Source organism: Cupriavidus oxalaticus, assembly GCF_004768545.1.
GTDB lineage: Bacteria > Pseudomonadota > Gammaproteobacteria > Burkholderiales > Burkholderiaceae > Cupriavidus > Cupriavidus oxalaticus_A.
On the sequence record NZ_CP038636.1, the window covers coordinates 281,847 to 301,555 of the forward strand.

At 62.1% G+C, this 19,709-nt stretch carries 16 protein-coding genes and 2 pseudogenes; 5 read left to right on the forward strand and 13 right to left on the reverse strand.

Going from position 1 to position 19,709, the window contains the following annotated elements; genetic code table 11:
• Nucleotides 1–2: 2 nt before the first annotated feature.
• The 8 genes from E0W60_RS29365 to E0W60_RS29400 form a co-directional block, all read right to left on the reverse strand.
• Nucleotides 3–347: a Dabb family protein gene (locus E0W60_RS29365; protein WP_062799580.1), complete on the reverse strand. Its 345-nt coding sequence runs from the start codon at nt 345–347 to the stop codon at nt 3–5.
• A 70-nt stretch (nt 348–417) separates the two neighbouring features.
• The gene (locus E0W60_RS29370) at nt 418–642 is read right to left on the reverse strand and encodes a DUF2798 domain-containing protein (RefSeq protein WP_062799582.1); all 225 of its coding nucleotides are present in this window, start codon (nt 640–642) and stop codon (nt 418–420) included.
• A gap of 97 nt (nt 643–739) precedes the next feature.
• Nucleotides 740–1,807: a maleylacetate reductase gene (locus tag E0W60_RS29375; protein WP_135706501.1), complete on the reverse strand. Its 1,068-nt coding sequence runs from the start codon at nt 1,805–1,807 to the stop codon at nt 740–742.
• Between the two features lie 39 nt (nt 1,808–1,846).
• Complete coding sequence (locus tag E0W60_RS29380) at nt 1,847–2,827, reverse strand: SphA family protein (RefSeq protein WP_135706502.1); 981 nt, start codon at nt 2,825–2,827, stop codon at nt 1,847–1,849.
• A gap of 97 nt (nt 2,828–2,924) precedes the next feature.
• Nucleotides 2,925–3,755 carry an intradiol ring-cleavage dioxygenase gene (locus tag E0W60_RS29385; protein ID WP_135706503.1) on the reverse strand — a complete coding sequence of 277 codons (831 nt, stop codon included), beginning with the start codon at nt 3,753–3,755 and terminating at the stop codon, nt 2,925–2,927.
• A 17-nt stretch (nt 3,756–3,772) separates the two neighbouring features.
• Entirely contained in the window at nt 3,773–4,363 is a 591-nt protein-coding gene (locus E0W60_RS29390) for a malonic semialdehyde reductase (protein WP_062799591.1), read from the reverse strand.
• Nucleotides 4,364–4,432: 69 nt separating this feature from the next.
• The gene (tcpA, locus tag E0W60_RS29395; protein ID WP_135706504.1) at nt 4,433–5,986 is read right to left on the reverse strand and encodes a 3,5,6-trichloro-2-pyridinol monooxygenase TcpA; all 1,554 of its coding nucleotides are present in this window, start codon (nt 5,984–5,986) and stop codon (nt 4,433–4,435) included.
• 104 nt (nt 5,987–6,090) lie between these two features.
• Entirely contained in the window at nt 6,091–6,642 is a 552-nt protein-coding gene (locus E0W60_RS29400) for a flavin reductase (protein WP_062799594.1), read from the reverse strand.
• A gap of 148 nt (nt 6,643–6,790) precedes the next feature.
• On the opposite strand from E0W60_RS29400, the gene E0W60_RS29405 reads away from it, so the two are divergent.
• Together E0W60_RS29405 and E0W60_RS29410 are read left to right on the forward strand one after the other, a co-directional pair.
• Nucleotides 6,791–7,762 carry a LysR family transcriptional regulator gene (locus tag E0W60_RS29405; protein WP_133098452.1) on the forward strand — a complete coding sequence of 324 codons (972 nt, stop codon included), beginning with the start codon at nt 6,791–6,793 and terminating at the stop codon, nt 7,760–7,762.
• Between the two features lie 91 nt (nt 7,763–7,853).
• Nucleotides 7,854–8,735 (forward strand): FAD synthetase family protein, encoded by an 882-nt coding sequence (locus tag E0W60_RS29410; protein WP_135706505.1) that lies wholly within the window; start codon nt 7,854–7,856, stop codon nt 8,733–8,735.
• 727 nt (nt 8,736–9,462) lie between these two features.
• On the opposite strand, the gene E0W60_RS29415 is transcribed toward E0W60_RS29410, so the two are convergent.
• From E0W60_RS29415 to E0W60_RS29430, 4 genes are read right to left on the reverse strand one after another with little or no spacing between them, the layout of a single operon-like run.
• Nucleotides 9,463–10,935, reverse strand: a complete 1,473-nt coding sequence (locus tag E0W60_RS29415) for an efflux transporter outer membrane subunit (RefSeq protein WP_135706506.1) — start codon at nt 10,933–10,935, stop codon at nt 9,463–9,465.
• Nucleotides 10,932–14,105, reverse strand: a complete 3,174-nt coding sequence (locus E0W60_RS29420; protein WP_135706507.1) for an efflux RND transporter permease subunit — start codon at nt 14,103–14,105, stop codon at nt 10,932–10,934. Before E0W60_RS29420 ends, E0W60_RS29415 begins: the two co-directional genes overlap by 4 nt.
• 4 nt (nt 14,106–14,109) lie before the next feature.
• A complete protein-coding gene (locus E0W60_RS29425) occupies nt 14,110–15,339 on the reverse strand; it encodes an efflux RND transporter periplasmic adaptor subunit (RefSeq protein WP_135706508.1) in 1,230 nt (409 codons plus the stop codon).
• A 47-nt stretch (nt 15,340–15,386) separates the two neighbouring features.
• Nucleotides 15,387–16,241 carry an alpha/beta fold hydrolase gene (locus E0W60_RS29430; protein ID WP_135706509.1) on the reverse strand — a complete coding sequence of 285 codons (855 nt, stop codon included), beginning with the start codon at nt 16,239–16,241 and terminating at the stop codon, nt 15,387–15,389.
• 174 nt (nt 16,242–16,415) lie between these two features.
• On the opposite strand from E0W60_RS29430, the gene E0W60_RS29435 reads away from it, so the two are divergent.
• Entirely contained in the window at nt 16,416–17,039 is a 624-nt protein-coding gene (locus tag E0W60_RS29435; protein ID WP_135706510.1) for a CGNR zinc finger domain-containing protein, read from the forward strand.
• Nucleotides 17,040–17,149: 110 nt separating this feature from the next.
• On the opposite strand, the pseudogene E0W60_RS29440 reads toward E0W60_RS29435, so the two are convergent.
• Nucleotides 17,150–17,534, reverse strand: a pseudogene (locus E0W60_RS29440) (ABC transporter permease); the annotation flags it as partial.
• Nucleotides 17,535–17,600: 66 nt separating this feature from the next.
• Between E0W60_RS29440 and E0W60_RS29445 the strand changes: the two are divergent.
• Nucleotides 17,601–18,209, forward strand: coding sequence for a plasmid pRiA4b ORF-3 family protein (locus tag E0W60_RS29445; RefSeq protein ID WP_135706511.1), 609 nt, complete (start codon nt 17,601–17,603; stop codon nt 18,207–18,209).
• A gap of 38 nt (nt 18,210–18,247) precedes the next feature.
• Nucleotides 18,248–19,701 (forward strand): annotated as a pseudogene (locus E0W60_RS29450) (ISKra4 family transposase).
• Nucleotides 19,702–19,709 lie beyond the last annotated feature (8 nt).

Sequence of the window (19,709 nt, forward strand, 5' to 3'; positions counted from 1 at the left end):
GCTCAGGGTACATCCCGCACGGAGGCGCCGCACATACCCGCCCGCAAGCCAATGACGTAGTCCACCTGGTGACGGGCAATCCTGACATCGCCCAGTTCGCGCTTGATCCTCAGGTGGTCAGGATGGCTAGCATATGAGTCTAATGCCTCCTGGGAATCGAACTCCGTGTAGAGCACCACATCGCACGCGTAGTCGATGCGACTGACGTCGGCGCCCACCTCCAGAGCCGTCAGGCCCGGGATGACGCCAACCAGTCCGTGGAATGCAGCCTGTATGCGACGCACGCCCTCGCTTTTTTCTTCCGGGGTCGAACCCTTCACCTTCCACATCACAATATGTTTGATCATCGTTATCCACCCAATGGATATGTACCGTTGAGACGAGCCGCATTGCGGCCGCCAGAACCTCCGCCAGCGTTTAACGCGTGATTCGGTTCGCGAGCCAGCGAATGAACGGCGCCGCGACCACGACGACGGGTAGCATCGCCACCCACGAATACAAGTACGCACGCAGCCAATGCGAAACAAAGGTGCCTTCCGCCACGAACTGCATGCTTGCGATCGCCGATGCGACCGCACACGTGACGCCAGCCTGTATCACGCCAAACGCAAAATGGTTGTATTCCTTTGGAAGCTTCCACATCTCGTACCTTTGAATATTTGTCCGAAACGGTGACCTGTGCGAAAGCCTGCGGCGCTGCTGCGAATTGCGCAGGTAGCGGTCAAGCGTTACGCCGGCGTCAGACCGGCCGGCGTCCCTCCCAGGCGTTCTGCAGCAGTTCCCGGATCGCACCGGCTTCGAGCGGACGCGGATTGGGGTACTGGTTTTGCAACGCGATCTCGCACGCCTTGTCGAGTTCATCCTCGCGCATGCCGATTTGCTGCAAGCCGAGCGGGGCGCCGGTCGTACGTGCCAGGTCGAAAGCGCCTTGCGCAGCACTGGCTGCGCCCATGGCCTGCGCGATGGTGGCCATGGCACCCGGTGCAGCCTTCTCGTTGTAGGCAAGCGCGTGCGGCAGGATGATGGTGTGCGTCTCGGCATGCGGCAGGTTGAAGCTGCCGCCAAGCGTGTGGCAGAGCTTGTGATGCAACGCCACTCCCACGGTGCCGAGCACGGCGCCGCACAACCATGCTCCGTACAAGGCTTGCGCGCGCGCTTCATGCAGCATGGCCGTATCCCGTTCGGTCGCGACTACCGGCAACGCCGCTGCGATGGCCCGTATGCCCTCCGTCGCCATCAAATCCGAAATCGGGTTGCGGTCGTGGGCGTACAAGCCCTCTGCGGCGTGGGCCAGCGCATTGATGCCACTGGTGACGCTGACCGCAACCGGCAGCGAGTAAGTGAGTTCAGGATCGTAGATGACGATGCGCGGCAGCACTTTCACGTCAATGCCTGTGCGCTTCAGTCCCGCATCGGTGAGGCCGTAGATCGCAGTCATCTCTGAGCCGGCATAGGTGGTGGGAATCGCCAGTACTGGCAGTCCCATTTCAAGTGCGATGGCCTTGGCAAGCCCGGTGGTAGAGCCGCCACCGATCGCCACCACGCTGTCGGCGCCCAGTTCAAATGCCATCGCACAGGCCGCGCGAGCCGCCTCGACCGGCACGTGCATCACTGCACCACCGAAGATGCCGATCGCGCGGGCGCCAAGCAGGTCCACCACGTGTTCAGCCAGCGGGCGCTGTTCGGGTGTACTTAGCACCAGAACGCTTGACGCGCCCAGCGTATCGATTTCCTTGCCAACCCGCTGGATGGTGCCGGCGCCGAAGACGACGCGCTGGGCACGGGAGGAGTACTGGAATGCGTTCATCGTAGGGTCTCCAATGCTGCTCGGTATGGTTCAGGCCAGTCAGAACGAGATTCGGCCCATGGCCCAGATGCGGTTGCCTTCGGGGCGATTGCGGGCGCCGAACTCAAACTGCCCTTTGAGAGAGAAGCTGACCTTGTCGGTGAGCTGGAAGCAGATATCCGGCCCCAGCGCCGTGACCCGGCCACGGTTGCCATTGCCGTTGACGCGCGCGCCGTTCTGCGTGTCGTCGGTCGTCTGGACGTAGTAATAGCCGTTCAGGCCCAGCGTCAGCCTCGGCGTTACCCGGTAGCCGGCACTGAACTCGATGGTCGCCTCGTTACCCGACTGGTAGCCGGTGGCCTCATTGCGCGTGTTGAAGCCGTAGCGGAGCTTGGCACTGATGTCGACGTTGCGCGTGGGGAACCAGGTGAAGGCGTAGCTCGGTGCAATCTGGTAGTAGTTCCGGCCGATATTGACGGGGTCGTGAACATCATAGGCGCCGGTCTTGAGGTGGAACTCCACGCCCGCCATCTGGTGGAATGCGCCGCCGTGCCAGCCGAGGACCACCGGCGCCAGCGTCATGTCGGCCAGGCCAGTCTTGTTACCGCCTTTGGCGAGCGGCGGCAGGGGAACTTGTCTGGCCACTGACATGGCGAGATTCGCCGACACGACGGGCACCACCACGCGCGTTTCCAGGTTGGCGCCGAACAGCCTGACGTCGGGCCACACATACGACAACCGCGGCGCCAGCGCATCGAGGCGCAAGTGGAAACTGGCCAGCTTGGGGTTGTCGTGGCCGGTGTTGTCCTTGAAACTGCCCGCATCGTAGTGCTGGTAGAACAGCAGCCAGTTGGCGCCCTCGGGCAGCATCAGCCCGGAATAGAGATTGTCGACCCCGATGGGGTAGGAGTTGCCGCCACCCTCGGTGGCGCGTGCCGGCACGCTGCTCGCCGCGCAGGCCGCGGCGAGGGCCAGCCGCCCGAACCGGACGGGCAGCAGTGCGCGCGCCCGCTGGGCCTTCGTGCCATCAATCGAACCCATTTGCCACTCCGAATGACCGCATGGAGCACCGGGCCGGAAGCCGCGGTGCGTGGTTGCATCCGCACCGCCCGCTCGGGCGGCGCGCCAGGTGCCGATGCTAGCGGGCTGGGTTGAGCACGAAGTCGAAGTCGAGCCGGTAGGTGCCATCGGTCAGGCGGACCCAGTCGCCGATCAGGGACGTGCGCACGCCGAACACGGCGTCGGAGTCGAGGTACTTGTCGCCGCGCCGGAAAACGTGCGTGACGAGTGTCTCGTAGCCAGGTGCCTTGATCATGAAGTGCAGATGCGCGGGCCGCCATGGATGACGGCCGGTGGCGCGAAGTAGCTCGCCCACGGGGCCATCGTCAGGAATCGGGTAGGCCTGTGCGACGATGGTGCGGAAGTGGAAGCGGCCATCATCGCCCGACTTCAGCACGCCACGGCCCTGTGCCACTTCCAGCCCTTCATACTGCACGTCATAGTGGCCGTCGGCGTCGGCCTGCCAGGTTTCCACCACGGCATCGGCAATTGGCCGCCCGTCCGCGCCTGTGACCCGTCCGTAGACCGTGCAGGGCTCGCCCCTGGCCCCGTTCGCCAGATCCGCGCCGTGCTCGTAGTGCGGCGCGCCCTCGACATGGAAGGGCCCGAACACGGTAGCCTCGGTGCAGCCATCGGGCTTCTGGTGGTTCATTGCCACCGTCAGCATCGACAGGCCCAGCACATCGCTGAGCAGGATGAACTCCTGGCGCTTGTCGTCGCACTTCTGCCCGGTGGCGGTAAGGAACTCAATCCCGCGCATCCATTCGGCTTCGGTCAGCCTGATCTTGCGTGCGAAGTCGTGCAGGTGCCCCACGAGGCTGGTCATGATCTCCCTGGTGCGCCGGTCAGGCGTATCGGCCAGGCGCGCAATGACGGCGCTGGTCAGGTTATGCTGGTCGTACTCTTGCATGGCGAGACTCCTTGCCGCTAGGCGAGCTGGCAGGCCTGGTCGAACGACAGGCGTGGACTGCGGGCGAACACTTTTTCGGGATCGCCGTGGCCAAGGGCGCAGATGAAGTTAGAGCGGATGCTGGTGCCGTCAAAGAAGGCCTGGTCGACAGCCTGGTTGTTGAAGCCGGACATGGGGCCGCAATCGAGGCCCAGCGCGCGTGCCGCGGCGATGAGATAGCCGCCTTGCAGAGTTCCGTTGCGAAACGCCGTGGTGGTGGCGAAATCCACTTTCTCGTCGCCCTCGAACCACGCCTTGACCGCCGGGTTGTGCGGAAACAGATCCGGCAGGTGCTCGTAGAAGCGGGTGTCGTAGCCGACGATTGCGACGACGGGCGCGGCCATGGTCTTTTCGACGTTGCCCGGCGCCAGTGCCGGACGCAGCTTCTCCCTCCCTTCCTCTGTGCGCACGAACACCAGCCGGGCCGGCGAGCAGTTGACCGAGGTAGGGCCGAACTTCATCAGCTCATACAGTTCATGCAGCTTGCTGTCGGGCACGGGCGTGGGCAGCCAGCCGTTCTGGCTGCGCGCGCCGCGGAAGATCTTGTCGAGCAGTTCATTGGTTTGCATCTTGCACTCCTTCCTTGGTTCAGGTGTTCCGGCCGGACGGGCCTGCCGGTAGGTGAAACGGTCGGGCGGTCATACGGTCATCGTGCCGCTCAGCGCGAGCTTTTCCTGGTGTCGCGCCGAATCCAGTGCCTGGGCGTAGCCGGCGGTGGCCTTGTATTCGCTCTCGTGGACCTCGGTGAGCTCGATGCCGCAGACCTTGCGGGCCAGGGTGCCGTACGGACCGGCTGCGGAGAACTCGGCGCGCTGCATGGTCAGCATGCGGATGGCCTGCAGCGGGGTGCCATTGAAGTTCTCGAAGACGAACAGCCGGTTGCCCCAGTCGGTCAGGAACAGGTCGCGGATCACGCGACCGATCTTCACGCGGTCGTGCGGCTTGCCGACCGGGCCGTTGTTCATGCGCTCGAACCAACCATTCAGGGTCTTGTCGTTCCACTGGTCCTCGCTGGCAAAGATCAGTGCGCTGCGCCCGGAGAGGTCGACCAGCTCGTAGATCATCTCCGAGAAGTTCTCGAGGTATAGCGCGCGGCCGAAGTCGTAGATGAGGATGTTCGGCTTATAGGCGCCCCCAGGCGTATGGAAGCCCAGTTCCTCGCTGGCGACGATGTGCGCCAGCATGGCCTGGTGAAAGCCGATCAGCTTGGCCACGCGAGTCTGCACTGCGGGAATCTTGTTGGTGCCGATATGCTCGGTGATCAGGATCGCCAGGCCGGCCATCAGTTCGGCGCGCACCGACTGGCGGATGAGGGCGTGATAGTGCAGCCAGTCGAACACTCGCTGCGGGTAGAGCTTGGCGTGTTCGGGGTTGCCTAGGTGGAACACGTGCGACCAGGGGATGAAGACATTCTCGAATACAGTCATGCCGTCCAGTTCGTCGCCCTGTGAGGCGAGCGGATGCTCGATGGGATCGTCCTTGACCACGCTCTCGCGGCAGACGATGGTCACGCCCGGGGTGTTGACCGGGGTGGCGGCAAAAATGATCTGGTCGCCCGGGATGCCGGGGCGGAAAAACACCCCGATGTGGATCCAGTCGGCAAAGGCGACGCCGGTGCCGATCGCCTTGACACCTGACACGACGATGCCCTTGTCGTTCTTCTCGATCACGCGCAGCCCGGGCGAGCGCTGCTGGGCATCGGGGTTCGAGCGGTCCATCTGCGGGTCGACGAACTGCGGCGCACAGTTCAGGTCATGCTGCTTGGCGAAGTTGACGAAGTCGACGATGTTCTTTGCCTTGATCTTGCCCTCAGCGCCGATAGTCTGCGTTTCCCACGGCGACGGATCGTCGATGTAGGTCTGGAGCACGTAGTTGTTGACGTCCGGTGTGCGCGGGAACGAAGCGCCGGCCATCTCGCGCATGATGGTCTCGTGGTACTTACGCTTGCGGCGCAGCTGCTCCTTGTCGAAGTGGCCGAACCATTGCATGGTGCGGCGTTCGCCGTCGGTGTCGACGAAGGTCATCACATCCTGCAGGTCGGGGCGATGGTGCAGGTCGTAGAAATCGGCGTGGCGCTGCGCGTAGTCCCGTGTCTTGGGGTGCGTCGCGACGTTGTCGATCTTCTCGTTGCCTACCCATACGTTGCGGCCGTCGTTGAGCGATTCCAGGTACTGCTTGCCAGTGCGAATCATCGCGAGGTCTCCTTTGTGGATGATGTTCGGGGTGTGACAGTCCCTGCCATGGAGAAGGGCATACGGACATGGATATGGAATTCCGGTGCTGCGGGGCGCGCGCGTCAGTCCGCGACCGGGTGCGTGGTGGCGTAGTTGCGGCGGCAGTAGACCAGCGGCGTGTCGTTGCCGCGTTCGCCGCCGGCGCTGCCGAAGACTTGCGCGACGAAGACGCTGTGGGTGCCGATCTCGATCTGGTCGACCACTTTGCAGTCGAGGGCGACCATCGCGGATTTGCTGTATGGCGCGCCGGTGGTGAACACGCCCCAGCTGTCACCATCGAAGCGCTGCGCCATCGGCACCGCGCCGGCCCCGGCGAACAGCTGGGACACCGAGGTCTGGCTCGCGTGCAGCCAGTTGATGCTGACCACGCCGTTGGTCTTGATCACGCTGTTTGCGGCGCTGCGGCGGTTGATGCAGAAGAGCACAGTGGGCGGCGAGTCGCTGACCGAACAGACCGCCGAGCACGTGACGCCGGCACGACCGCCTGCGCCGTCGGTAGCGATCACGGTCACGGCGGTGACGGCATGCGACAAGGCATCGCGAAAGCTTGCGGCATCGATGCCAGGATCGGTAATGCGGCTTGCTACGGCTTCGATGGATACTGCGGACGACATGGCAATCTCCTCCTGATGGGGCCTTCGTCCTCGCGCTGCAACAGGGCGTAGACGAAGTTTCGTCTCTTGAAACCTGCTTTCTGATCTGTGTCAGCTGTGTGAAACTAGACTACAGCCGAGTCGGCCCGTTTGCTAATCACCTCGCGTCATGGACACTATTCCCCAGCGTCATGAAGACGAACTCAGCCTGAACCACCTGCTGGTGCTTGATGTGCTGCTCAGCGAGCGCAGCCTTACCAAGGCCGCGCGCGTGCTCAACCTGACCCAGCCGGCGCTGAGCAAGACCCTGGCGCGGCTACGCCACTATTTCGGTGATCCGCTGTTCGTCCGGGTGGGCCTGCGCATGGAACCCACGCCCAAGGCAATGGAGCTTGGCGAGCCGGTGCGGGACATTCTGCAGAGCGTGCGTGCATTGCGCTCAGACCATGCCAGCTTTGATCCACGCACCAGCCAGCGCAGCTTCCGCTTCTTCCTGCTAGATGCCGGCGCCTCGCAAATGCTGCCACCATTGCTAAGCCGGCTGGCGGAGGAAGCGCCGGGTATCCTAGTGCAGGCGGTCAACGCCGATGCCACGCATCTCGATCTCTGGCTGGAAAATGGCCTTGTCGATCTGGCGATTGGCTCGTTCCCCACGCTGACGCAGAGCATCCGTCGCCAGTTGCTATGGCGTGAGACCTACGGCGCCGTGGTACGCAAGAACCATCCGCGGCTGGCGCAGCTTGGCGAGCCGGACGCCTTCATAGCCGAGAAGCATGTGCTGGTTTCCGCGGTCGGGACCGGTCATGAACACCTCAGCGTCGAGCGCGCCATCGAAGCCGGCGTGCCGCATACCAACATCGTCTGCCGCGTGCCGAGCTTTGCCACGGCGGCCCTGATCGCCCGGCATTCGGACGCGGTGGCTATCCTGCCGCTGACGCTGGCCCGGGCACTATGCGCGGACCTGGACCTGGCAGTGGTGGCGCCTCCGCTGTCGCTGCCCGGCATGGACATCGCCCAGCACTGGCACGATCGCGTGCACCGGGAGCCGGGCAACCAGTGGATTCGCGCGCTGGTACACAGGCTCTTTGCCCGCCATGATGCCGTGGCGGACGCGGGTGCCGGGATTGGCATGGAGGGATGAGCGCCGGTTATAGTCGTCATGAAAACAAGAGATTGGCATCCCGCGCCGTCCCCTCCTAGCATGCGGTTCATGACAAGACGAGGAGTCCATCATGCAGGTGACAAGACGAGCCGACCCGCTGCGGCTGGCAGCATCCGTTGTTTCGATCGGCACCTTCGACGGCGTGCACCGCGGGCACCGCGCGGTCCTGGCCGATTTGCGCGCCGCGGGGCATTCGCTCGGGCTGCCGACCGTGTTGCTGACATTTGACCCGCATCCGCGTGCGTTCCTGCAGCCGCAGAGCGCGCCCCGCATGATCTCCACCGTTGATGACCGTATCGCGCTGCTGGCTGAAAGCGGCGCCGTCGACCACTGCCTGGTACTGCCGTTCGACCGCGCCCTCAGCGAAGCCAGTGCGGATGACTTTGTCCGTGGACTGCTGCTGGCGCGTCTGGGCATGCGGCGGCTGGTGGTTGGCGCGAACTTTTGCTGCGGACGAGGACGACAGGGCAACGTCGATTACCTCGGCCAGCTTGGCAAAGCGTACGGCTATGCCGTCGAGCCGGTTCGGCTGCGGGCCACCGATGCAGCCGGGGCAGGCGTGCGCTGTTCATCCACGGAGGCCCGCCGCCTGATCCAGAGTGGCGACGTGCGCGCTGCTGCTGCATTGCTGGCGCGTCCGCACGAGATCCGCGCCATGGTGGTGACCAGGACGCCCGCCCGCGCCAGCGGCGCGGCGGAGATTCGTCTTCCGGAGGGAATCTGCTTGCCGCCTGTGGGGCAATATGCTGCCGCGGTCCGAGTCCAGATTGGTGCCCAACGCTGGAGCCCGGCGCTCGTGCATCTGACAGGAGCGGACGGCATGGCGCGCGTGTTCAGCGACGCGCAGTTCGCGCCGAGGCAGGGCAGTGCGGTGTCGGTGCGCTTCTTCGGCGCGGCGCCGGCGAAGCCGTGCTCGGACAAATATCCGCTGCAACGCCCTGCACGGCTGTGACCAGCAGTGTACCAACCAAGTAACCGGTACCGCGTGATTTCCGGTAGAAGCCCACGGCAGAGCGCGCTAAGGGATGACCCACATCGCAAGGCCTCGCTTAGCTCCCCTGCACAACTGTGACTACGCCGGACAGGAAGATCTTCCCACCAACCAAGGCGTCTGTCAGACGTAAAACCATTCGCCCTTTGCCATTCCGAATGCCGGACGCTACTGATTTCCTTGGGTATCTACCTGAATAGAGAGAGCCTGGAGTTAGCCGTCTGCCGGCGCCGCGATCTGGAAAGCCCTTTTATCGAGCCGCTCATTGCGGCGGCACAGCACGCGCTCCGATGACGGCTATGGATCGGGAGAGCGAAGCCCCGGGCCTTTGCGTTCCGAGGCCAGCCTTGACTGGCTGCGGGTGGTGTACGCTGCCAAACCTATGTGTGTCGCGGGGTGTGTGGAAATCCGGAATCGGCGTTGGCGGTAGGCGGTAGGCGGTAGGCGGTAGGCGGTAGGCGGCGATAAGGTGCGATAACGTTGTCCTTATCGCGTCGTCACCACGCGAAGGTGATGCAGTCCTTGGGCGGTGCGCGGTAGGTCATCGAACAAAGAGCGGTTGTTCGCGTCGAGCAATGCGACTGTCTCAGACAGGGTCGGTCAGAGACAGCCGTGGCCTGGCGGTGGGCAATCGGCCGGGATTGCAGCAACCCACCGACGGCGGATGCCGCCGTTATCTTCCTTGCGGTCAGCTAGCTTTCGTTCCATTCGTCGGCGCGGGCTCCCATCCACCACCGAGTGCACGAAACACGCCAACGGCGGCTCTCGCAGCATTTGCGCGTTTTGCTTCCAGCTCATCGCGTGCGGTCAATAGTTGGCGATCGGCGATCAGAACATCAGTCAACGTGATGGATCCGGCGCGATACGCTTGCTCCGACAGGTCACGGGACTTCACAAGCGCTTGAACCTCATTCCGAAGCTGGACCACATGAATCTCGGTCTGAGTCAGGGCGGTGAATGCGTTCTCCACGTCTTCGGCAGCGCGAAGTACAGTCTTGCGATAGAGCGCCAGCGCCTCGGCATTGGCGCCGCGTGCCTGAGCCACCTCTGCGTCCACCTTGCCGAAATCGAACAGTCTCCAGCGCAACGCACCGCCACCCGTCGCCGTGAAGGCGGAGGAAGTGAAGAGCTTCGCAGCGTTCAGACTGTCGAATCCCAGAGCGCCAGACAGTGAAATCTTGGGGTAGTAGTCGGAGATCGCTACCCCGATGCGCTCGCTCGATGCAGCCAGACGGCGCTCCGCAGCAATGATGTCGGGACGACGACGCAACACCTCCTGTGGCTCAGCATCCGCAGGCACTCCAGGAACTGCCGGAATATCACTTACCGCACCGAGCTCTTGTACATACGTACCAGGCTGAACCCCCATCAGGACATCGAGTCGATTGAGCTGTTGCTCCAAGCCGATGCGCAGCGGAGGAACAGAGGCCAACGCATGCTTCAGCAGCGCGTCGGCCTGCGCAATCTCCCGTCCCTGTGCCGCGCCAGCATCGTAGCGGTCACGTACCAGCCGTAGCAGACGTTCATCCGTCTCAATCTGCCTTCCGGCGATGGCCAGTCGCGCCTGGTAGCCGCGGATCTGTAAGTACGCGTCAGCTGCGTCGGCCGCGACCATCACACGCGTGCCGGCATGATCGGCTTCTGCTGCGATGGCCTCATATTCGGCCGCCGCGGCACCGCGCCGCAGCCCACCGAACAGATCGATTTCCCAGCTTGCAGCCGGACCAACCGTGTAGAAAGGGGTGTTCCGCTTGAAAGCCGGGCTTCCCGACGCAACAGAGCCGAGGGGGCCACGCAGGCTCTGATGGGTATAGCCTGCTGCGGCATCGAAATCCACAGTCGGAAGAAGCTGCGCTCCGGCGCTACTCGCTACTGCACGAGCCTGCTGCACACGAGCTATCGATGCCGCCAGATCCAGATTCTGGCCAAGTGCACGCTGGACGATATTGACAAGCATCGGGTCGTTAAACCCGTGCCACCAGTTCTCCAGTGATGGCGCCGGTGCTGCTTTATTCGCTGCGGCGGCCGTGCTGTGGAACGGCGTCATATCGTTTGTTGGCGGCGATGTGTAGTCGGGGCCGACGGCGCAGCCTGCCAGCAGTGCGTTCAACAACAGGGTGCCTACGGCTGTCTTGGACAGCTTCGACGGAATGCGGGTCATGCTGACCTCCCAATGCCGAGTCGGTTCATGACGTCCGACACAGCCGGTTTGTTACGGACTCGGTGGATCATGCTGTAGAAGGCAGGCGTGAACAGCAGACCGAAGATCGTCACACCGAGCATTCCGAAGAACACCGCGGTACCGAGAGACTGGCGCATCTCAGAACCGGCGCCGGTGGCTACGACCAGCGGTGCCACACCGGCGATGAAGGCGAACGATGTCATCAGAATCGGGCGCAGGCGAGTCCGAGCCGATTGCACTGCCGCATCTTCTGCGTTTGCACCATCCTCATCCTGCCGTTGCTTGGCGAATTCGACGATGAGAATCGCGTTCTTCGCCGCTAGTCCAAGGAGCACCACGAATCCAATCTGGGCCAGGATGTCGATCGGCATATTGCGCAGTTGCAGGCCCGAGGACGATGCAAGCAAGCACATCGGAACAATCAGGACGATGGCCAACGGCGTCTTCCAGCTTTCGTATTGCGCGGCCAGCACGAGGAATACGAACAGGGCCGCAGCAGCGAAAATGGCAATCGTCGGGGTACCGTGCTGCTGCTGCTGATATGCAAGGTCGGTCCACTCGAAGCCGATGCCTGGCGGCAACACTTCCCTGGCAAGCTCCTCCATGCGCTTTATCGCTGTACCGGAAGCCACCCCCGGCGCTGCGACACCCATCACTTCTGCTGCCGGGAACAGGTTGTGTCGCGGCACGCGATACGGCGAAGTCATATCCCTGAACGTGGCCACGGAACCGATAGGAACCATCGCCCCGTCTGCATTGCGCACCTTCAGCCGCGCAATATCCCCAGGCGTCTTGCGGAACGCTTCGTCGCCTTGGGCGAGCACTTGATAGGTGCGGCCGAGATAGTTGAAGTCATTGACGTATTGCGAGCCAAGATACAGCTGCAGAGTAGAGGATATATCGGTAGTCGTCAGACCAATCTTCTCGGCCTTCAGACGGTCAATATTGGCATAGATCGACGGCGAGCCGGCGTTGTACAGCGTAAAGACGCCAGCAAACGTCTTGTCCTTGTTCGCTGCGGCGACCAGCGTATTTGCTGCCTTGGCCAGGGCCTGCGGTCCGAGCCCATCACGATCCTGCAGCATCATCTTGAAGCCACCGGCGGCACCGAGGCCTTGAACTGCCGGGGGTTGCACGACGATGACATAGGCGTCCTTGATGACAGACAGCCGCTCCTGCAGTCTTTGAACCATCGACGCAGCCGTGACACCCTTTATGTGCTCACCGTAGAGCGAAGGCAGGGAAGTGAAAACCGTCCCCACATTTGGCGCCACGGTCGACGTGGTGACATCGAAGCCTGCCGTTGCCGACGTGTGCGAGACACCAGGCGTCTTGAGGGCAATTTCATTGACTTCACGCACGACCTTGTGGGTACGCTCGAGGCTTGACCCTGGTGGCAAATTGACAATCACTGCGAGATAGCCAATGTCCTGCTCAGGAATGAAGCCAGTGCTCATGCGGGACATCTGCAGGCCTGCAAGGCCGATCAGACTGACGTACGCCAACGCGACAATCATGCCGGCGCGAGCCAGGCGAGCAGTCATCCTGCCGTAGCGATTCGACAGCCATTCGAAACCGGTGTTGAACTTGCCGAAGCATTGACGGAAGGAGGCACCAATGCCATGAGCCTTTTCATGCGTGTGCTCGTGCGGCTTAAGCATGACTGCGCACAGAGCCGGGCTCAGCGTCAGCGAGACGAAACAAGAAATAGCCGTCGAAGCAGCAATTGTGATGGCAAACTGCTTGAAGAAGAGGCCAGAAATCCCCGAGATGAAGGCCGTCGGGACGAACACGGCACACAGTGTCAACGCGATGGCAATCAAAGCCGTCGAGACTTCTGTCATCGTCCGGCGAGCGGCCGCGCGTGGCGTCATGCCAAGACTCATGTTGCGTTCGACATTCTCGACCACCACGATGGCATCGTCCACCACGATCCCCACTGCCAGGACGAAGCCGAACAGTGATAGGTTATTCACCGACATTCCGAGGGCAGCCAGGACCGTAAGGGTGCCGAGCAGCGAAATCGGGATGGCAATCACCGGGATAATCGTGGCTCTCCAGCTCTGGAGGAACACGTAGACCACACCCACCACCAGAACGATGGCGATGAAGATGGTCAAAATGACTTCCTCAATCGAGTACGTTACAAAGTTGGTGGGATCGTAAGTCCTCATGTAATCGACACCCGGCGGGAAATCCTTCTTGAGCTCCGTCATCTTGTCCCAGACCGCACGCTGCACTTCAACCACGTTTGCATCCGGCGTGGCGATGACCCACCAGGGCGCCGACACATAGCGGTCGGTGTAGGCCTTGGAGCCATAGTCCACCGAGCCCAGTTCCACGCGGCCGACATCGCGGATGCGGGTGACACGCCCCTTGTTGTCGGCCTTGATGATGACGTCACCGAACTCTTCGGGCTTGGTCAGACGTCCCAGCGCTTCGACGTTCACTTGATATGCCGCACTGTTCGCGACGGGCGGTGCATTCAGCGCGCCGGCCGACACCTGAGCATTCTGGGCGCGAAGCGCTGCCATGATTTCGCTTGCGCTGATGTTGTATGCGGCTGCCTTATCCGGATCGATCCAGATACGCATGGCATAGCGGCGCTCGCCGAGTACCCAGAAGTCAGCGACACCAGGGACGCGTGCGATTTCGTCCCTCACGCGGAGCATGTAGTTGGAAAGATACTCTGCACTGCGCGAGCCGTCCGGCGAATAGACGAGCACACCAAGCAGCAGGGCTTGAATGGTCTTCTTTACCTGCACGCCCTGAAGCTGAACTTCTTGTGGCAGCCGGGACAACGTGTCCTGCACCCGGTTGCGGGTGAGCATCAGCGCGGTATTCGGATCCGTGCCGAGCTTGAAGATGACAGTGATGGTGAGTAATCCGTTCCCTGTCGACTGGCTACTGATGTACGACATGTTTTCCACGCCGTTGATGGCCTGTTCGAGAGGCGTGGCCACCGTGCGAGCGATGGTCTCGCCAGACGCGCCTGGATAGGTAGTCGTAATCTGAATGGTTGGCGGAACAATGTCCGGATATTGGGCCACGGGCAGCGTGGTCATTGCTGCCAGCCCGAACAGAACAAGGAAGATATTGAGCACCGCGGCGAATCGTGGGTGGTCAATAAAGAAGTGAGCGAGCTTCACGGCTTCAGTCCTGTTCGGCGAGCTTGATAGAGCCCGGCTGTGGCGCGATCTTCGAACCCGGCGTCGCAAACGGTACACCGTCGAGGACGACCTGGTCGGTGGTAGCCAGGCCTGAGCGCACCACGCGCAGCCCGCCGCGAATGTCCCCGATCTCAACTTTCTTCGGCGTCACGATGTTGTCCTTGCCCACCGTGAGGACGATGTGTTCCGATTGATCCGCGAGGACGGAAGCATCCGGCACCAGCAGAGCCGGTTCGGGGTTGGATACAGCCAGCCGAATGCGTGCGAAGCCGCCCGGGGTCAGATTCAGATCAGGATTGCGGATCGTGGCACGCGCGTGGATCGTGCCGCTGGAGCGATCAATGGTGTTGTCGATGAAATCCAGTGTGCCGTGGCGGTCGTACGTCGACTCGCCGTTGAGAGAGATCTCAATCTTGTTGGCGAGTGGTCCCTTCTCCTTCGCGCGCTGCTGCTGGAACTTCATGTAGTCAGCCTCGCTCATGTCGAAATTCAGGTAGATCGGATCCATCGACACGATGGTGGCGAGCAGGGTAGTCGGACCATTGGCTGCGCGACTGCCGGCGATGATGTTGCCTGCTGAAACTTGGTGTGTACCAATCCGGCCAGTGAACGGTGCCTTGACGCGCGTGCGCTCGAGGTCGAATCGTGCGTCCCGGATGTGTGCCTTCGCGTCGTTCAGTGCCGCCTGGGCGGCACGCTTTTCGGCCAGACGCTGCTCAACGTTTTGTTGCGTACCCGCATCGGTGTTCTTCAGCGTTTCAGCGCGCGTCAGTTCCCGGCCGGCCAGTTCAAGTCGAGCAGTCGCACTGTCGAGTTGGGCTTGTGCTTTGCCAAGTGCGATTTCATACGGCTCCGGATCGATGACCAACAGAAGGTCGCCCTCGCGGACGATATCGCCGTCCTTGAAGTGGATTTGCTTCAAGGCGCCGCCAACTTGTGCACGCAACTCCACGCTTTTGACCGGCGAGAATTGACCGAGAAAGCCGATGCGTGTCTCGATGTCACGTTGGAGTGGGGCACTGACGGACACAATGGGTGCCTTGGTCGGAGCGGCCTGGACCTTGTTTGAACCTCCCACGTAAAGCGTCAACGCGCTGCCTGCCACAACAACTGCAGCCGCGGCGATTGAGCCAACCCATACAGCTTTTCGCTTTTTACCGGAAGCCTGGCTCTCGCGGATTCCGGCGTCCAGCCGGGCGATGTCGTCATTCATCTTCGTTCCTCATTTGATCTTGTGGAAGCGGCTCGGGGAGTCCGCGTTCATCGGATCAGGAAATCGGAAATTGCCGCTGCGATATCCGCGGCATGCGTCTCCAGCGCGAAGTGGCCGGTATCAAAGAAGCGGACCTCCGCCGTGGGGATGTCGCGCTTGAATGCCTCGGCCCCTGCGGGCAGGAAGAACGGATCGTTCTTGCCCCAGACAGCAAGAAAGGAAGGCTTGTGGTTGCGGAAATACTGCTGGAATGCGGGATACAGCGCGACGTTGCTCTGGTAGTCGCCGAACAGGTCAAGCTGGATTTCGTCCGCGCCGGGGCGGCTCAGATAGTAGTCGTCGAGCGAGTATCCGTCCGGGGATACCGACGCCGCATCGCTGACGCCGTGGGTGTACTGCCATATGGTGGTCTGCTTCGCCAGCAGCGTGCGAAGCGCCTCCCGGTTCTCGAGCGTGGGATCGTGCCAATAGGCCCGGATCGGGTTCCAGCCAGCACTCAATCCCTCTTCATAGGCGTTTCCGTTCTGCGAAATGATCGCGGTGATCCGCTCCGGATGCCTGACCGCAAGCCGAAATCCCGTTGGCGCACCGTAGTCGAAGACATACACCGCGAAGCGGTCGAACCCGATCACTTCCGTAAAGCGGTCGATCACGTTCGCGAGGTTGTCAAACGTGTAGGCGAAGGTATCGCGGCTCGGCATGTCTGAGAGACCAAATCCCGGCAGATCCGGCGCGACGATATGGAAGCGGTCGGCCAGCCGGGGGATCAGGTCCCGGAACATGTGGCTCGAACTCGGAAATCCATGCAGAAGCAGCAGCTTGGGCGTGCCCGCTCGGCCGGCCTCCCGATAGAACACGTTGAATCCGTCGACGTCCGCATGGCGATAAGCGACTGTGGGCATGGCCTTTCCTTTCCTGAGTGTGCGGTTCCTCTCGAACCGGACAGGTTGACCCAGCACAGCTGTTCGGTAACCTATCCGATGCATTTTTACAGGTTACAAACCGAGGACGTAACTTGTCAAGGTAGCATTTGGCGGTTACGATGTAAGCATCGTGAACAGCAGCAGTCTTTCCATATGGACTACCGCCAGATTCCGGCGATGTTCGTCGCCGATGTGCCGGGACTCGATTTCCTGAACTCGGTCGCGACGCCAGTGGATGAGCAGGTCGACTGGATCAGCAATGGCGAGGGGTTGATGGCCTGGCTGGAACAGGCTGGACTGGTGCCGGCAGAGGCTCTCGTGGTGCTGCGGGCGCAGCACACGCCCGAGGTTCTGGATGACATCGCCGCCAAAGCACGTGGCATGCGTGAGTGGTTCAGGGGATTTGTGCTGGAGAGAAAGGGTCACCCGCTGCGCGCCAGAGATTTGGCCGAACTCGAGCCTTTGAACCGATGGCTCGAGCGTGACGCGCAGTACTGCGAGATCGTTGGCAACGCGGACTCGGGGTTGGTTTTCCGTGCCAAGCGGCGCTGGCAATCGCCGGAGTCACTGCTGATGCCAATCGCGGAGGCACTCGCCAGACTCGTGTGCGAGGAGGACTTCACCCATGTGAAGGCTTGTGAAGGCCAGCGGTGCACCTTGTTGTTTGCCGATCACACGCGAGGCCACGCCCGCAGGTGGTGCAGCATGGCGATTTGCGGCAATCGCGCCAAGGTTGCGGCACACCGCAAGCGCCTCAAGGACGGGAATGCCGGCTGACGTTTCCCCAGCCCGCCCTCGATCTGGTCCAGGAGCGATAGGCCACTCGCCTTGCAAGGATTTGCGCGACTTCGTCCTACCGCTTCTCGGTTTTCAGCAGTGCATGCCGGTCAATGCCCTTCCTCGATATTGAGGATTCTCCCCAGGCCCAGAAAATAGTTCGCGAAGGCAAGCACGCTAGCTGTCACGGCAATATAGACGACCGACAGTGCAGCCAGCGTCGGATCGGCAAACTCCCGGACATAGTTGTACATGGAAACCGGCAGTGTCTGCGTGCGATGCGGTGAATTCACTGAACGACATGATCGCCGCAAACAACCAGCCGCCAAACAGGCCCGGCGCGAGCAGCGGAATCGTGAAAAGCACCTTCAGCGGCGACGCACCGAGGCTTGCTGCCGCCTGTTCCAGCCTTGCGTCCAGGTTTTCCATGGAAACATAGACACTCTTCAGCACAAACGGCAGCACCAGCATCACGTGGCACAGGATAAGGAGACCGCGCCAAAGCGGGGGCAAACGACCTTGCCGTTTCTGAGAGGCCAATGAGCCACCTAGAATGGGCCCATGGCGTCCGATCCTCGGCCGGCTACCGCCGTCCTGCAACTCCGAATTGCTCTGCGTGGCTTGAGCCCGCCGGTCTGGCGGCGTTTGCTAATTCCCGAGCACGTCACGCTGGCTCGGCTCCACGGAGTCATCCAGGCAGCCATGGGCTGGACGGACAATCACCTGGACCAGTTCGTCATTCGTGGCCGGCGATATGGCGAAAGCCGCGAAGGTGCTCTGCAATTTTCCACGGCGGCAACCGCGCTGACGCTGAGCGCATTGGCACTGCGCGAGCACGAGGCCTTCCTCTACGTGTACGACTTCAATGTCTGGTGGCGGCACGACATCCGCGTCGAGCGGCGCGTGCTGAGGCAGGATAGCGTGCTGTTGCCACGTTGCGTGGCAGGAAGCGGGGGCTGTCCGCCGGAGGATATCGGCGGGGTCGAACGATATCTGGAGCTTGGAGAAGGGTGGAGCGAATGGGAGTTCATGGAGTGGATCGAATCCTTACGCGAGCGTTCGATCGATCTGGACGAGCTTCGTGATGAGGTCGACCAGTGGGTGACCTGGCTGGACCGCCGCTTCGACCGGAAAGTCGTCAATGACCGGTTGCGACAACTGCTGGCGTAGACTGGTCGCCGCAAGATGTTCACGGGAGGAGGGCGGCCATGCGTATCACGTTGCAAGTCGTTATGCACGACGAAGGGGAGATGCCCGCCACCGTCACCGAAAATGCCCAGTTCGAGCGAACCGCCTTTGATGCCGGATCGCTGGGGTTGCATGTGGCGGAAGCGAAAGCGCTGCTATGCAGGCTGCAGCGCACGATGGTTGCGGCACAGGTTGCCGAGGCGGTTGCACGGACCAGCATTTGCCCTACATGCGGTACGCAATTGGCCTGCAAGGGGCACCATCGGCTGATTTTCCGCCGCCGTTCGGACGACTTTCGATTGACAGTCCCAGGCTCTATCCCTGCCGGCAATGTATGGCCAACGCCCCGACCTTCAGTCCGGTCGCCCGCTGTCTACCCGAGCGGGTCAGCCCCGAACTCCAGTATCTCGAGGTCAAGTTTGCCGCGCTGATGTCCTATGGCTTGACCGTCAACGTGCTGCACGAGATCTTGCCGCTCGATCACGTCCTGGCGGCCAGCTCGATCCGACGTCAGGTGACCGCGCTCGGTCGCAGGCTGGAAGCGGACCAGGCGACCGATGGCAGGCAGCAGGAGGAGATAGCTGCGGGCAGCCGTTTGCAAGATATCCCGGAGCCCAGCCCGGTGCGCGCAGTTGGCATTGACGGCGGCTACCTGCGGCTGGCAGGCCATGGACGCCGCCAGGACGGCTGGTTTGAAGTGATCGTCGGGAAATCAATGCGGGATCAGGAGGCCGGCCACACCTTTGCCTACGTGCACAAGCTGGAGCACCGCCCGGCCGATCGGATGTCAAGTTTTCTGCTACGAGAGGGTGTGCAACCCGATCAACCGGTCACCTTCCTGTCGGATGGAGGGGATACCGTACGGTTTGCGCAGCTCGGCTTTGGTGACCGCGGTGAGTACGTCCTCGATTGGTTCCACATCGCCATGCGGATACAGAACCTCGAACAGATGATCAAGGGCCGGCCGGCACACTGCGATGGCCCCAGCAACGCGGTATTGATCAAGGCGCTGCATGGCGCAAAGTGCCACCTGTGGCACGGCTGCCCCTATCCGGCGTTGCGCCGACTGGAAAGTCTCGGCTGGGATCTGGACGCTGAGGCCAGCCCGGAAGAGGCCAAGCTCCTCGGCAAGCTCGAAGAGCTCATCATCTACCTGGACAACAACCGGCACTGCATCGTGAACTACGGTGACCGCTATCGGCACGGGGAGCCCATTGCATCAGGTTTTGTCGAGTCGGCCGTCAACCAGGTGGTCAGCAAGCGATTCGTCAAACGGCAGCAGATGGCCTGGCGGCCTCGGCACGCGCACAACCTGCTTCAAATCCGGACGGCCGTGCTCAATAACCAACTCCGGTCTTACGTTGAACGATGGTATCCCTCCATCGCCGGAGAAAAAGACCACCGCCCAGAGAGACATTGCCATCGCCCTCGACCCGCAGCCGCGACACCGCCGATGATCGCGTCAACGCCTTGAATGGGTAG

Coding starts and splice junctions, on each gene's coding strand:
- E0W60_RS29390 (WP_062799591.1), bottom strand. CDS start 4,363: ATGCAAACCAATGAACTGCTCGACAAGATCTTCCGCGGCGCGCGCAGC.
- E0W60_RS29410 (WP_135706505.1), top strand. CDS start 7,854: ATGCAGGTGACAAGACGAGCCGACCCGCTGCGGCTGGCAGCATCCGTT.
- E0W60_RS29405 (WP_133098452.1), top strand. CDS start 6,791: ATGGACACTATTCCCCAGCGTCATGAAGACGAACTCAGCCTGAACCAC.
- E0W60_RS29400 (WP_062799594.1), bottom strand. CDS start 6,642: ATGTCGTCCGCAGTATCCATCGAAGCCGTAGCAAGCCGCATTACCGAT.
- E0W60_RS29385 (WP_135706503.1), bottom strand. CDS start 3,755: ATGCAAGAGTACGACCAGCATAACCTGACCAGCGCCGTCATTGCGCGC.
- E0W60_RS29375 (WP_135706501.1), bottom strand. CDS start 1,807: ATGAACGCATTCCAGTACTCCTCCCGTGCCCAGCGCGTCGTCTTCGGC.
- E0W60_RS29365 (WP_062799580.1), bottom strand. CDS start 347: ATGATCAAACATATTGTGATGTGGAAGGTGAAGGGTTCGACCCCGGAA.
- E0W60_RS29370 (WP_062799582.1), bottom strand. CDS start 642: ATGTGGAAGCTTCCAAAGGAATACAACCATTTTGCGTTTGGCGTGATA.
- E0W60_RS29425 (WP_135706508.1), bottom strand. CDS start 15,339: ATGAATGACGACATCGCCCGGCTGGACGCCGGAATCCGCGAGAGCCAG.
- tcpA (WP_135706504.1), bottom strand. CDS start 5,986: ATGATTCGCACTGGCAAGCAGTACCTGGAATCGCTCAACGACGGCCGC.
- E0W60_RS29435 (WP_135706510.1), top strand. CDS start 16,416: ATGGACTACCGCCAGATTCCGGCGATGTTCGTCGCCGATGTGCCGGGA.
- E0W60_RS29380 (WP_135706502.1), bottom strand. CDS start 2,827: ATGGGTTCGATTGATGGCACGAAGGCCCAGCGGGCGCGCGCACTGCTG.
- E0W60_RS29445 (WP_135706511.1), top strand. CDS start 17,601: ATGGCGTCCGATCCTCGGCCGGCTACCGCCGTCCTGCAACTCCGAATT.
- E0W60_RS29430 (WP_135706509.1), bottom strand. CDS start 16,241: ATGCCCACAGTCGCTTATCGCCATGCGGACGTCGACGGATTCAACGTG.
- E0W60_RS29415 (WP_135706506.1), bottom strand. CDS start 10,935: ATGACCCGCATTCCGTCGAAGCTGTCCAAGACAGCCGTAGGCACCCTG.